This window comes from Lentimicrobium saccharophilum, from assembly GCF_001192835.1.
Lineage (GTDB): Bacteria > Bacteroidota > Bacteroidia > Bacteroidales > Lentimicrobiaceae > Lentimicrobium > Lentimicrobium saccharophilum.
In genome coordinates this window covers 1,382,118-1,398,723 of record NZ_DF968183.1, presented here as the reverse complement: position 1 = coordinate 1,398,723, position 16,606 = coordinate 1,382,118, and the positions used below count along the sequence as shown (strand labels likewise).

Annotated in this window: 2 protein-coding genes and 1 pseudogene; all 3 read left to right on the top strand. The window is 45.7% G+C overall.

The window, feature by feature from the left end:
* The first annotated feature begins 964 nt into the window (after positions 1-964).
* Positions 965-1,579 carry a hypothetical protein gene (locus TBC1_RS17355; RefSeq protein ID WP_062045525.1) on the top strand — a complete coding sequence of 205 codons (615 nt, stop codon included), beginning with the start codon at positions 965-967 and terminating at the stop codon, positions 1,577-1,579.
* Positions 1,580-2,899: 1,320 nt separating this feature from the next.
* Positions 2,900-15,376: a lamin tail domain-containing protein gene (locus TBC1_RS17350; protein WP_236695693.1), complete on the top strand. Its 12,477-nt coding sequence runs from the start codon at positions 2,900-2,902 to the stop codon at positions 15,374-15,376.
* A 181-nt stretch (positions 15,377-15,557) separates the two neighbouring features.
* Positions 15,558-16,606 (top strand): annotated as a pseudogene (locus TBC1_RS18055) (hypothetical protein); the annotation flags it as partial.

The following is a 16,606-nucleotide window of genomic DNA, read 5'->3' as shown; positions in this document are numbered from 1 at the left end:
GCGTCTCGTCGTCTCGTCAGACATTGAAAATTACCTTCAAATTGCCTCACCTTCGTCTGGCGGGATGACGAGATACTGCCAAACCAGGTGGGAGTCTCGTCAGCTTATCGCTGAAAAACGCGATAAACCGACGAGATATAATCCGGTCGTCGCCAACCTTATAACACAAAGGCTATCCGAAAGGGTAGCCTTTTGTGGTTTTAAACATATCGGTCTGAGGGGGAGGGAATCACAGAGAAGTTAAGCCTGCCTGCGTCTCGTCGTCTCGTCAGACATTGAAAATTATCTTCAGATTGCCTCACCTTCGTCTGACGGGATGACGAGATACTGCCAAACCAGGTGGGAGCCCCGCCGGAAAGGCGGGGTAAAATCTGGTCGTCGCCAACCTTATAACACAAAGGCTATCCGAAAGGGTAGCCTTTTGTGGTTTATGGTGGTTCTATTCGGGGAATATGCGACCTGCCAGATTAATGTATTGATCCATGGCTAAAATAAACATGTGACTCCTCCGGAGTCGGGAAATCCGGAGACGAGCCGAGGTTTCTATAAACATACCAATCCTCCGGAGTCGTCAGACGGATATAGTTCTCCGCGCCTGAAAATATTTGATTCCCGTATAGATTCATTGAACATTCGGTTATTGTAAACAGCGGCGCACCAACAAAACGGCAATTTTATGACTCCGGAGGAGTCAAACGTGTATAGCACGGAAGATGCTACAATGAAATTACGACTCCATAGGAGTCGGATGTCTGCATGAAAAGAGAGCGGGTGCATACAAGGATTTAATCAAGCTGACCAGGGCTTGGAAACCGGTCTGTTGAACCCCGGAATATTTATACACCGGACAAATGGTTGTTTTATTGTTAAAGGTTTGTTAATCATACCGGCGGCCTTACATTGTGTTGACATTTACACTGTTTTTCACTAATTTTGAATAAATCAATTTTCCAAACCCCAAATCATGGCCAATCTTCCATTCCCTCAGTTTCTGCAACGATACGGCATTACCCTGTTGTTTGCATCCGACCCGGGAATTATCCCCGGAGCTATCCTTGAAAAGCGGCGCAGGGGATATTTCGCTGCCGGACGCATAGACCAGCTGTTCAATGATCCGCCCCCGGCCTGGGAAACACTGCTTCAACCGGCGAACCTGGTATATGGAACCGTGCAGCGAAGCCTCAGCCTGAACGGCAAAGCAAGCATGGATGAGTTCGGGATCAGCATCAGCAGCGGCCTGAGCTCAGCCAGAAGTGTTGACTTCTTTATTTCCGGCGTAAAGTGCCGGACGTTCGTGCACCAGTCGAAAATCACCCTGATCCCCCGGCTTCAGGAGCTGCGGAAGACCAACAAAGCACTCTGGAAGCTGGTGAACAACAAACAGATCGCCGATTATACCTATTACGCTACCGAAATTACCGCTGAATTTGAAACAGAGGGGAAAGCTGATCTTCAGGCTGAACTGCGGAACAATGTCGTGGTAAGCGGAAATGCCAGCCTGGAGTGGAAATCAAAATCGAAGTTTGTGATTTCGAACAACGATGCTATTCCTTTTGGCTTTTCAGGTTGGGTGGTTTGATAATTAGATAATTAGAGAATTTGAGAATGAGGGAATTAGATAATTAGTGAATTTGAGGATTTATAAGATGAGAGAATTAAAGAATTAAAGAATGAAAGAATTTGAAAATTTATAAATTAAGGAATTTGAGAATGATGAGAATTATTGATGGCGTGAAGAGGAGAGGGGTTGGGAGAATCAGGATTGGTAATTGGTTTGAATGGTGAAAGCAGGGAGGATGCAATTATAACATTGCAATGTGTGTCATAAACTTCCTGAAATAGCGTTCTTTATTATAAAAAAGTAGTATTAATGCTTATTGTAAAAGCATTTGTAAAGTTGTATCTTTGGTAAAATTAAGCAACATTTAACCTGTGGCTGGTATGTGTGCCGCTTTTGCGAGGGCAGGAAATGAATGACGGAAAGGCTGGTAATGGTTGATAAAGATAAATGGTTGTTAATCAGTTGTTTGTGACATTATTTAATTAATTTATATACTCCTGTCCCGCAAGGGACGTCCGGAAAACGGAGTTAGTCATGCGATGAACCGGCAGCAACCGAAAAGTAACCTTTATCTGATAAAATCAATTAATCATAAACATTACACTTCAGGGCATATTTTGCAAGTTAATTTGTTGTTAAATTCATTGTTCTTTAATAACTTGAGTGATTTTAGAGGTATTTTTGTAATGCATTAACCGGTTGACTACCCCCGACTGAACTACTACCTGAAAAAAAATTTTACACAAAGGGCCGGTTTTCGCTGAAAATACTGAACTACACAGGGGTTTTTCCTGTTATACCGCTTGTCATTTAATACTGTTTGTGGTTAGTCTGAACTTATACCGGCCTGCGTACAAAGGTTTGCGGCGCCTCCTTCCCGGGGCGCTTTTGCTGCTTTGGGCATGGGGGGCAGTGGTGAGTGAGGTGAAGGGGCAGGCTAATATTTATTGGAGAGGTGAATCAACTACCGGTGATTGGGAATTTGGTACTGACTGTGGCACGCCAAGCTCTTTGGATCATTGGTGGAATGTTTCTGCAGTTCCAGAGAGAAGTTTATTCAGGCCTGATTGTGGGACAATACCAGAAGCAAACAGAATTATTTTTGACAATAACGTCCAGCCAATCATGAATTTAAATGGTGGCTCAAACTATACAGTCAATCAAATAATCTTTTCACCATCTGTTACTCCACCGGCTATTGACCGGACAATAAATTCTGATGCGTCAAGAAGTTTATATTTTTACAATAATGGTAATGATGCCCGTATTGAAAATAATCAAACCTGGACTACACATAGATTTAATGTAAATATAAATATTCAGGGACCAGATACCTGGATGCATATTGATGTTAAAGATGGTTTTCTTATATTTAACAATACGGTTGTCAATAATAGTATAAATCCGTTAAATCTGTGGGGTAACATCGTTAGTGGAAATAACATGCAGATTACTTTCAACGGCCCAGTGTTGGGAAATCCTGGGGTTAATATCCGGGGAGATGTCCATGTAAACTACGACGGGCTTGAAGAATCTAAGACCTATTCTGGTCCCACAACTATATATTCTGGCGGCACTTTGCAGATCAGCAGCAACCAAACGCTGGGTGATATCGTATTGAATTCCGGTGCCACCCTGATCGTAGATGCCGGTGTTACATTAACCGTAACCGGCTCATGGACCGGAGGAGGGACCATTCAGAATAATGGCACCATCGTGCTGGCAGGAACTGCGGCGCAGACTTTCCCTGGCGCAGGGACTAATATTGCCGCCATGAATAACCTGACGATCAATAATCCGAACGGTGTAGCACTGGATCAAAATCTAAATGTAAGTAATAATCTTACTTTAATTTCCGGAATACTTTCTACAAGTACCTACAATATTACGGTTGATAATCCGCTTACCAATTCCATTAACGGTGGTGGATCAACAAATTATATCAACGGGTATTTGCGCAGGTCAATAAATGGAGGTGTGAATACTTATTTTTTCCCTATTGGAACTTCGACTGTATATGCACCGGTTCAGATGGCCTTTACAGCAGGAACGGTTGCCGGAGTGCTTGAAGGCTATACGACAAATGGAGATCATCCAAATATCGGAAGTTCTAACCTTAATCCAGCTTTTTCAGTTAACAGAGCCTGGTATTTTAACATTGTAAGCGGATTGGGTACTGCGAATTACAATGCAACTCTTAACTGGGTTACAGCCGACCAGGATGTAGGATTTAACTTCAATACTGCACTTGCCGGTAAATTCACCACATCAAACTGGACATATCCTACTATTGGCACGCGCACTGCAAACAGCCTGCAAATTACGGGTTCAAGCGGGTTCAGTGGCTTTCAGATAGCCGCTGACTGTGAACCCGATATCCCGACAGTGGCTGCCACTCCAGACCTTGTTTGCCCCGACGGATCCTCAACATTAAGCATTACATCCGGTAATCTTAATGGTGCAGCCAATTGGTATTGGTATTCCGGCTCATGCGGAGGTACTCCTATTGGAACAGGTACTTCAATTTCGGTTGCTCCTGCTGCAACAACTACTTATTACGTTCGTGGTGAAGGGGGCTGTGCCCCGGCAGGTGGGAGTTGTGCCAGTATCACAGTAACATTGGATAATATTCCTCCTGTTGCTCTTTGCCAGGACATTACAGTATATCTTGATGCAACCGGAAATGTCACGATTACTCCGCAACAGGTAAATATTGGCTCTAATGATAATTGCGGAGATATAACACTTTCGGTAAGTCCAAACACATTCAATTGTGATGATCTATCTGCAGGAGGGTTGATAATTTCTGAATATGTTGAAGGTACAAGCAGTAATAAAAATCTGGAGATATATAATGCAGGCTCTGATCCTGTTGACCTTGGATTATATCAGTTGTTGCTATTTACCAATGGCTCACCAACGCCTTCAGAACAGATGACATTAAGTGGTACTTTAAATCCAGGTGCAGTTATTGTTTACATCAATTCTGGTAGCACTTATACCGGACCGTCAGTCACGAATAACTCAGTTATAAATTTCAGCGGAAATGATGCAATTGCAATTTATAATACTTCAACAGGAAGCTATGCTGATATTTTCGGAGTTATTGGGGATGATCCTGGAGCTACTAATGGGTGGACCGGATCAGGTGGATATCAAACGGTTCAGCGGACGCTGAGGCGCAAGCCCGAAGTTGTTCGAGGTGTTACAGTAAATCCCATAGGAACTGGTCCGGGTGCTTTTACCACACTTACTACAGAATGGGATATTTATCCTTTGAATACAATTACAGGATTGGGATCTCATGCTGCTGTGGCATCTGGAAACACAGTTACACTGACTGTGGAGGATGAGGCAGGTAACACTTCAACTTGCAATGCTAATGTGACCGTTATTGACGACCTTGCTCCAACAGCAGTCTGTCAGCCTGTAACCATCTATCTTGATGCCAATGGAATTGCTACACTTACCCCTTCCATGATCAACAATGGAAGCACTGATAATTGCGGAATTGAAACGTTGCTGATCTCGCAAACAACATTCGATTGCGAAGATCTTGGATCAAATACTGTTACGCTAACGGTAATAGATGAAAGCGGAAATAGCTCTACTTGCTCTGCAACAGTAACCGTGGTTGATAATATTGCTCCCACAGCAGATTGCCAGGATATTACAGTAAATCTGGATGCGACAGGGAATATAACAATTTCACCATCCGATGTCAATAACAATAGTACTGACAATTGTGAAATAGCATCCTTTGCAGTTTCACCAAATACCTTCAATTGTGATGACGTCGGAGAAAATACAGTTACATTAACAGTGACAGATAATTCTGGCAATGTTGCTACTTGCACGGCTATTGTAACTGTTATAGACAATACAAATCCCACTGCCATATGTCAGAATATTACAGTTACACTTGACCCAATAACAGGCACAGCAACAATTACTCCTGATATGATTAATGACGGAAGCTCAGATGCCTGTGGAATACAATCAGTTACTGTTTCGCCTAATACTTTTTCTTGTGTCGATCTTTTAACAACACCTGCAGCCGATCTTTTTATTTCCGAATATATTGAAGGTTCAAGCAATAACAAAGCAATTGAAATATATAATGGAACAGGAGCTTATATTGACCTTGCCACAGGAGGATATGATCTTCAAATGTTTTTCAATGGTTCTAATACTGCAGGGCTAACCATACCTCTTACTGGCACTGTTGCCAATGGAGATGTTTATGTAGTGGCACATGGTTCTTCATCTGCGGTAATCCTCGCCCAGACTGATCAGACAACTCCTCCTGCTACAAACTGGTATAATGGTAACGACGCTGTGGTTTTAAGAAGAGGAACAACAATAATTGATGTGATCGGTCAAATTGGATTTGATCCGGGAAATGAGTGGGGAACAGGACTCGTTTCAACAGAAAATAATACGTTAAGAAGAAAATCAACTATTATTCAGGGCGATGGCGATGGGACTGATGCGTTTGATCCGTCTGTTGAATGGGATGGTTATGCTCAGGATAATATTGCGGATCTTGGATCTCATACTTTTTCTCCGCCAACGGGTGTACGGCCGGTTGTTCTTACAGTAACAGATGTAAATGGTAATGCTTCAACCTGTAGTGCATTGGTAACCATTCAGGATAATACTCCTCCTGATATTACATGTCCATCTGCACCTGCAACAATCTGCAGCTCCGGACCCTATACACACACAAATAATTCATGGGACGCAACAGCTACAGATGCTTGTGGTGTTGCAAGCATTACATATACACTTTCCAACGCCACAACAGGAACAGGTGCAACCCTTAATGGCGTTGCTTTTAATGTTGGAACAACATTGGTAACCTGGAGGGCAACAGATGTGAACGGGAATTGGAGTGAATGTAGTTATAGTGTTGTTATAAATCCAAACCACACCATTACGCTTACTTCTGCTGTCAGCACAGAAAATCAGGAAGTCTGTATAAATGTTTCGATCGAACCCATTACTTATGAAATTAGCGGCGGTGCAACCGGTGTTACTTTGGGTGGAACGCTGCCCGCTGGCGTTACAGGCAATCTTGTTGGAAACATCTATACCATAAGCGGAATTCCAACAGCTTCGGGTGTGTTTAACTATACCCTGACAACCACCGGAAATGGCTGTGTTGTTGCCAATGAATCAGGCACTATAACAGTAAACCCAGCACTCCCCGTCTCCGTCACCATTTCCGCTTCTCCCTCGGGCAATATTTGCGGAAGTACTCCGGTGACTTTTACTGCTCTTCCTGTAAATGAAGGAACCACCCCAACCTATCAATGGTACTTGAATGCCAATCCTGTTGGAGGCAATAGCGATACTTACACTCTTAATACACCTGCCAACAACGATGCGGTATATGTAATACTTACTTCGGATGAACCTTGTGCGACTGGCAATCCGGCAACTTCTAATACGATTACATTAACTTTAGGCATCGTTGAGGTCACTGGCACTTTACCGATTCCAACTATTGCCTGCTACCCCAACCTGGGAGAAGCGTTTGCAGCCGTTAATGATGGAACCCATCAAGGTGATGTTATTGTAAGCATTCAGGCCAACACCACCGAGCCTGCCACTGCCATCCTGAATGCCAGCGGAGGCGCAGCATCCTACACTTCGGTGGTGGTTTCTCCGGCAGCGCCTGGTATTTCGGTGACCGGCAACCTGAATGCGCCGCTGATTCAATTGAACGGCGCCGACAATGTTATTTTCGACGGCCGGATGGATGCTGTAGGTGCGCCATACAGCCTTACCCTTAACAATACAAATGCCGGCAATGCGGCCACAACTATTGAGTTTGCTGCCGGAGCGGCAAATAATCTGATTCAATTCTGCAATATTACCGGTTTCAATGCCATTTATTCACAAGGCACTGCCGGTAATCCAAATACGGAAAACCTGATAACTGACAACCGGATTTACGACTTTTTAAACCCGGGTCTTGCTTCAAACGGTATTCACCTGGCTGCCTTTAACGAGTACTGGACCATTCAGTTTAATGAACTATACCAGACAACGCCGCTGGTTGCATCCGCCAATGTGGAATATGCCGCCATCCGCGTCGATGCCGGCACCGGTAACGGATTCCTGGTTGAAAACAATACCATCGGGAGTAATGGTGCAAGCGGGACCTGGACAAAAACCGGCAGCAATAATGTGTTTTATGGAATTTATATCAGCGCGGGCACCGGCAACTCCATTGCAGGAAACAACATTCGCGACTTCAACTGGACAAACACGCAAAATGCCAACTGGACGGGTATTCATGTGGCGCAGGGAGCGGTTAATATTACCGGGAACATAGTTGGGGCAGGCTCGGGTGCAGGAAATATTCAGGTGACCCTGGGTTTAACGACTGCCGCTTCAAACGGTATTTTTGGCATCAGCCATGCTTCAGGTTCTGCTTCAACAATTTCCGGTAATGTAATCGGAGCCGTCACTGCCGGCAATTCCGCCGCAAACGCTTCGAATATTTATGGCATTGCGAAACTGGGAGTGCCTGCGCCACTCACCATCGAAAATAACCAGATCAGCGGGTTGCAGGCTGCTTCAGCATCAACCGGAAACAATCAGGTGGTTTACGGGATTGCGTATGAAGTTGCAGGTGGTATCGCGGTCATCAGCGGAAATACCATTCAGGGGCTCAGCAATCTGACCACCGGCGCCGGAGGACAGGTGCATGGTATTCATACCAACGTTGCAGCGCTTACTGTAACCAGCAATATAATATTCAATCTGAGCAATTCGGCTGCGAATGAAACGGGTGAGAGTAACGCTGCTGTTACGGGCATTGTAGGCCGTTTTACCGGTAACGGCACAATCGCCGGAAATACCATTTACAATCTTCAGAGTACCTATGCCGCCAGGGGCCGGGCCATAGGTATTTATTATAACGGGACGCTGAACCTTACTAACCATGTTTCGGAAAACTTTATTCACAGCCTTTCAGTAGCTACTGTTGTTCCTGGCCCGCCTTTTGGTGAAATATACGGTATTCGTACCAATTTCGGACAAGCGACTGTTTACAACAACATTGTATCACTTGGAGTGGGCATGTCATCGAATGCCTACATCTATGGAATTTATGAGAACGGATATGCAGGCAATAACTATAATTATTACCATAATACGATTTACATCGGCGGCACTTCAACGCAGAACGAAAACAACTCCTATGCATTTTTCAGCGGTAATAATGAAAACCAGAAAGATATAAGGAATAATATTTTTCATAATGCACGCACCTCTTCGGCTGGTGTTACTGCATTTCACTATGCTGCACATTATCAAACAAATGCAAATGGATTAACTTCTGATTACAACGTTTACTATTTTCCATCCGGGCGTTTTGTCAGAATGGGTCCACCTACCCCACATATTTTCTACGCGACCCTGGCTGACTGGCAGACAGCCTATCCCGCGCAGGATGTTCACAGCGTAGTGGCCAATTCCAATTTTGCCAATCCGGGCGGTACTGCCGCTGCGGATTATGTGCCGGGCAACCCCTATAACGGGGTTGACAATACAGGTATTACGACGGATTATACCGGAACCCTCCGTGATTGCGCCTTTACCCGCGGGGCCTTTGAAGCGGCGGCGGGCGCGGTAACTGCTGTGTTTGATCCGGAAACCTCCACCCGCTGTCAGGGTGCAGGAACTGTCATTTACTCTGATTCTGCTCTTGTTCTTAATGATGTTTCTGTTTTTTATAGCATTGAGAGCACACCGGCAGGAGCAATACTGGTTGATGCAGCTACCGGAGAAGTTTCTTATCCTGCCGGATGGTCAGGCACAGTCACCATTACCTTAACAGCGACAGGTTGCAACGGGCCTCCGGTTACTGCCACGCATGTGGCCACTACTGCGGGTAATGTGGAAGCGCCGGTGTTTGATCCTGCTTTTTCAGAGCGGTGTCAGGGTGCTGAAACTATAATTTATACAGCTACAGCAGTCAACGCTTCCGGGATTAGTTATGAAATTGACGCTACAAGTCAGGCTGGTGGGGTAAGTATCGTATCAAATACCGGAGCTGTTACATACCCGGACACATGGAACGGGATAACAGTCATTACAGCCACAGCCGAGGGTTGTGGTGGTCCTCTTACTGCAACGCATACAGTAACAACCAATCCTCCTGTCGGGATCCCTGTTTTTGATCCGGGCCTTCTCGACAGCCGCTGCCAGGGTGAAGAAGATGTTCAGTATACCGCTACCGCTGCCAATACAACCGGTATTACCTACAGTATTGATGCAGCTAGTACTGCCGGCGGGGTAAGTATTGATGCAAACACCGGGCTGGTATCTTATCCGGCCACCTGGATCGGAATCACCACCATCACTGCCTCGGCAGCAGGCTGCAACGGTCCCGCGGTGGAAACCTTTGTAGTAGAGACAACGACTGCATTGACGCCTTCGGTAAGCATTGAGATTGATCCCCCGGGGGGTACCTGCGCCGGAGGGGAATTGACTTTTACCGCAATTCCGGTACATGGTGGTCCCAGTCCATCCTATCAGTGGAGGTTGAATGGCGTTGATGTGCCGGGTGCGACTTCCGAAGTTTACGGGCCGGTAATTCTGAATGATGGAGATGTAGTCAGGGTGACCATGATCTCGAGTGATCCTTGTGCTTTACCGGATCCGGTTTTTAGTGTTGTGACCGTCAGTTTTGGGATTGTTGAAGTATTTTCAGCGGCCAATCCTTCGCCCACCTGCTACAACACCCTGGGCGAAGCCTTCACTTCCATTAACAACGGTGATTACGTGGGGCAGATTTCTGTAAGGATCCTGGCTTCTACCACTGAGCCCGTTTCAGCTGTGCTGAATGCCAGTGGTGGTTTGTCATCCTATACCTCAGTACGGGTATTCCCGCAGTCGGAAGGGATTTCTGTAACCGGAGATATTGATGGTCCGCTGGTGCACTTGAATGGTGCGGATGGGGTGATTCTGCATGGCTCTCCAGGCGGTGCAGGAGCGGACACAAGCCTTTTCTATATAAATACCCGTGTGGGGCCTAATGCCACCACCATCCAACTGGATAACGGCGCCACCAGCAATACCATTACCTATTGCAACCTGCGTGGTTCCGGAACCGGCGCTGACCGGGGGACGGTATATATCGGGGGGGGCGGTGCGAATACCAATAATAGCATCCTCCGAAACGCATTCACCGGAAACGGGGATAACCGGCCGGCAAATTCAGTTTATTCATTTAACGGAACGGGAAGTAACACCGTTTTTGTTGAATTCAATGAGTTCTATAATTTCTTCAGCTTAAACAATAATTCCAACGGGGTTTATTTGCATACTGGAACAGGAACCAGCCGGATTAATGATAACCGGTTTTATGAGACCAGCAGTTTTTCTCCTACAGCAGATGCGGAGTATGCAGTAATCCGGTTTATATCCATCGGGACCGGCAACCAGATACACCGGAATACCATCGGCGGCAATGCAAACGATATAACATACGCTTCACACTGGCTTAAGACTGCTTCTTCTAACAATTTATTTTATGGGATATATGTCGGAGGACCTTCTGCCGGCAACTTTTTAAGCGGAAATATACATAGAAACCAGATATCTTTATTTGACTGGCATAACAGCGGAAATGCCGGCTTTACGGCAATTCACCTGGAGCAATGGTCAAGTTTCCATATAGGAGGAACAACAGCCGCAGATGGGAATACCATCGGATCTGCTACCGGCACTGATAATATTATACTTACTCAGGGTGAAACATCAGTTTCGGAACTACTTCATCTTCCTCAGAATTCAAGTCGTTTAGGGTTTATCGGTATTGCCTACCAGACATATCTTGTCACAAATATCCGGTTCAATACCATTGGGGCGATTTCAACAAATACTTCCACACCGGATATCGGTTGTCATTTATTTGGCATTGCGAAACTACGGCATGGAACCCATATTCCTTTGCCTGTAAATAATAATACAATCACTAACCTGAACGCGAATTCTTTATCTACAGGGGCCACACAATGGGTTTACGGGATATTTTATGATGTGGCTGATCAATCAGGAGATCCGTGGGAAAGCGGGTATGTCAGGATTCATAACAACACTGTAGCGCAATTAACCAATAATGGAACTAATGCTGCAACTCTTAACCAAAGCAGCCGGGTACAAGGGATTCATGCTTCAACATTCTTTTTAAATATCTATGAGAATACCATTCGTGATCTTGTCGGTCACAATGGAAGCACGGAAGTTGAGAAGTTTGTTTCAGTTGGCGGAATCATCGCGGAAAGTATTTTTAACGAATTTACCTATAATGGTGAAAGGGGTTATGTAGAGGTAAATACAATTTTTAATCTGAGCAATGTTTCAGGCGCTCGATGCCGGGTGACAGGTCTATATTACAAAGGTCCTACATCCAATGAAATCGGAAGTGACTATAATACCATTACAAGAAATTTTATACATAGTCTATCGGTCAGCAATACCAGTGCAGTAAGCCAGATCTTTGGTATTTTTTCGAGAGGGCAGGTGGCCTATTCCAACAATATTATCAGTTTAGGTTTTAATGTTCCGGTGAACGCGAGTACTGAGATATGTGGAATACGTGAAGTGGGAAGAGCTGGAAATAATACCAACATCTATTTCAATACTGTTTCAATAGGAGGAAATTCGAGTGTGGGAAGTTCAAATGCCAATTCTTATGCCTTTTATAGCGAAAACAGTTTTAATTTGAAAAGAATATTGAATAACCTTTTTCATAATGTTCGTACCGGACCGGCTGCAAACACGCATGCAGCTATCCGGTTGTTTAGCAATAGCGGTGTTACCATAGATTATAACAATTACTGGTCTCAAAGCGGTGTTGTCGGAAGGATGGATGCGGCCAATATACCCCTGATCGGTGACTGGCGTGCCGCGACCGGACAGGATGTTCATAGTGTAAATATCTCTACTGATTTTACCGTTCCGTTCGGCGAAGATCCTTATGACTATATACCGCTTAATCCTCAGGCGGGTGTCAGTATTCCGGAAATAACATGGGATTTCAGTCTTGCCGATCGTGATTGCAACAATACCATGGGCGCCTGGGAAACGGATATGATAACGCTGACGGCTTCAGACGGCATCCCGAGCGGTTCTTACCGCACCCTGGCCGATGCCTTCGACAAGATCAACGATGGGACACATCAGGGGGATATTGACATTAAGATCAACTGCAATACGTTCGAGGTCAGAAGAGCAATCCTCTATCAAAGCGGGTATAATTCAACCTCACTTTATAACCGGGTCAGGATTTATCCTGCCCAGCCCGATATCAGGGTGTCGGGTGAAATGGATGAAGCATTGATTGTTCTGGACGGAGCCGACAATGTGACTATTAGTGGAAGGATCAACTATACAGGCGCTGACAGAAATTTAACGCTGGATAATTATCTGCCTGCCCCTGCCTACAGGCCTTATGCAATGACTGTTCAATTACTCAATGGTACTACCAATGACTCAATCGCGGGTTGTATCATCAGGGGTGGCTCCATAAGTAATGGTGTGATTGATATCAGAGGTGGGGGAAACAACCATAATAATGTATTTATCAACAACTTATTCACGAACACAGGTATTGTCGGGAATGAAACCCGTGCCGCGGCATTTTTCATGTCAACAGGGAGTGGGGGAACCAATACAGGAATTATCGCGAATAATGAATTCCGCAATGTGCTGCGTTTATCCCGCAATCCTGAAACTACGGCCAGGGTGGATGCAATATTATTAAATTCCGGCAATTCCGATTGGACGATTTCTGGAAATAGTTTTTATGAAACCGGAACATACGCTACCACAAACAGTGTCGAGCTATCTTGCATAAGGATAGGTGCAAGTGGAAACAATTTTATTATTGAGAATAATTTTATCGGTGGTAACGCACCCGGCGCTCTCGGCTTCTGGAATAAGACAGGTTTTAACAATAACTTCACCGCTATTCATCTTGCTACAGGCACCGGAGCCGGCAATGTTGTCAGGGGCAATGTTATCCGCGGCTTTAACTGGACAAATTCAGGAGGTACTACCGGGGCCAACTGGACGGGAATTCATATCCAGGATGGCTCGGCCGTTGTAGGCGGTACAGATGCTGCTGACGGAAACCTGATCGGCAGCGCAGATCCTGCAGAAACCTCCATTACGGTGACCAATGGCGCAACAGGAGGCACATTCTATGGTATAAATAATTTTACCAATTCACAAATCTTCCCCGCCTGGCGCCTGATTCAGCATAACACAATTGGAGGAATCAGAACCAATACCACCAACAATTCTGCTTTCAGCATCAATGCCATCGCCAACACAAATACGCTTGCTTTCCGTCCTGTAATTGTCCGTAACAGCACCATCACTAACCTGCACGCGCTCTCTTCTACTGCCGATATCCAGGAGGTGGTGGGAATCCGCTATAATGTCAGCAATGATTATATCACCGTTGAGGATAATCTGATCGACAACCTTCAAAACGGATCTAATCCTGCAGGTGGTCAGGGCATTACCAGCGGCATCTGGATCAGGCAGTCTGCCCGGGCAATAGTCAGCAATAATACGGTCAGCAATCTTACTTCAGCCATGGGAAACAGCCAGTCGGACCATGCCGCCGCTGTTACCGGCATTGTCGCTTTTGGGTATGAAAATCTTAATGTTACAGGAAACACCGTGAATAACCTGCACAGTACCTTTACCACCGGGGGGCTTCAGGTTACCGGAATCGTCGCTTTTGCCTCAGGAGCAAACCCGGCAGCGGTAAACAGGAATTTTGTTCATAGTTTCTCACTCGCCTCGCAGAACACAGGTGCACACATGAACGGCATCCGTATCGTAAGGGGGCTCAATCTTACTGTATTCAACAATATTGTTCACCTGACCACTGAAAGTACGCTGGCAAGAACCATTTACGGCATTTATGACCATGGCGCGCAAACGGGTGATGCTACACGGATCTACTATAATACAGTGATGATTGGCGGGATAGCCCCTGCTGCAAACCAGAACAACTCTTATGGCTTGTGGAGCAGTTCGGGGGCCAATAACAAGGATTATCAGAACAATGTTTTCAGCAACTTCAGAAGCAATGCAAATGCGGGCGCCACAGGCCGGCATTATGCTGTATTCTTTACCGATACACCGGTTGCAGGATTTATTTCCGATTACAATAATCTTTATGCTCCAGGAACCGGTGGTATTACCGGACGGATGCCTTCCGGCGAATATCCGACCCTGAATAGCTGGCAAACCGCCACCACTCAGGATGCCCACTCCCTCAGCGTAGACCCTGTATTTGCCCTGCCCGGCGGGTCAGACCCGGCAGATTACTTCCCCTCTGCCGCCATGCCCGGACTGACCGGATTGGGAGGTATTACCGATGATTTTGGCACAGACGCCGTGCGTACCGACCCCGTTACCATGGGCGCCTGGGAGAATGACTGCAACGGACTCGTGAACGATGAGCCGGATGCTTTTACGGAATGCGAAAATGCTACGGTAACATTTACAATCGGGGTTAGCAATGTAACTACCCCCGTTTACCAGTGGCAGGTGAGTTTTAACGGAGGCCTTACCTGGACGGACCTGACGGAAACGCCCCCTTATTCCGGGACAAACTCACCAGTGCTGACAATCACAGACATTACGATTACCATGGACGGTAGCCTTTATCGGTGCAGGGTCACTGACGCTGACAACGGTTGTGTGGTGATTTCGGCCGGAGCGCTGCTAAATGTCAACCCCAGACCAACCACCGGCGCCATCTGGCACCAGTAAACGGAAACACAAACATTAAAACAATACATAAAAAATGAACAAGATGAAAACAACATACACCCCCCTGAAATGGCCGCTCAACGGCTGGTTCAGCTATTATTCCCCCGTTTTTCAAAACGATAAACCCAAACCAAAACCGAATGCCAAACAAAACCAATAAACAAACCAAAACAAACAAACCATGAAAACAAAAACACATTTAGCAAGATGGCTGGCAGTGATGCTGCTGCTGTTAATCACCGGGGCTGGCACGATGGCGCAGACTACTGATGATAATCCTGATTTCGCATGTGTCAACACTACACAAGGTTATTGGGTTGACTTAGCTGATGGCCCCAATGGAACTCCTGGTTCAACTTATGACTGGGCAATTACTTCAGGTCCAGCTGGAGGATGGTCATTTGTCTCCGGGCAAACCACGAATCATTTAGAAATTAATTGGTTACTGGATGGAACATATATTCTGGAAGTAGTCGAGACTGCCAATGGGTGTCCAGGAGACCCAGTAACCCTGACGATTATTGTTGAACCTAATAACACCATTGCTCTGAGTTCAGCTGCCGGAACAGATGCACAAACAGTCTGTATCAATACTCCAATTATTGATATTACCTACGCCACAACTGGTGCAACTGGCGCGACTATCACCGGACTGCCAACAGGTGTAACCGGAATATGGTCAGGTGATGTTGTAACAATTACTGGTACACCTTCTGAAAGTGGTCTATTCACATATACAATTACTCTAACCGGTGGTTGCGGTACAGTGTCTACAACTGGCACGATTACGGTTACTCAGGAAAATACCATAGCTCTGAGTTCAGCTGCCGGAACAGATGCACAAACAGTCTGTATCAATACTCCGATTATTGATATTACCTACGCTACAACTGGTGCAACTGGCGCGACTATCACCGGACTGCCAACAGGTGTAACCGGATCATGGTCAGGTGATGTTGTAACAATTACTGGCACACCTTCTGAAAGTGGTCTGTTTGCATACACAATCACACTAACCGGAGGTTGCGGCACAGTAGATGCAACTGGTACAATAACTGTGACTCCTGATAACACAATAGCTCTGAGTTCAGCTGCCGGAACAGATGCACAAACAGTCTGTATCAACACTCCGATTATTGATATTACCTATGCCACAACTGGTGCAACTGGCGCGACTATCACCGGGCTGCCAACAGGTGTAACCGGATCATGGTCAGGTGATGTTGTAAC

Excerpts from the sequence above, each read along its gene's own strand:
- TBC1_RS17355 (WP_062045525.1), top strand. The coding sequence starts at position 965 with ATGGCCAATCTTCCATTCCCTCAGTTTCTGCAACGATACGGCATTACC.
- TBC1_RS17350 (WP_236695693.1), top strand. The coding sequence starts at position 2,900 with ATGCATATTGATGTTAAAGATGGTTTTCTTATATTTAACAATACGGTT.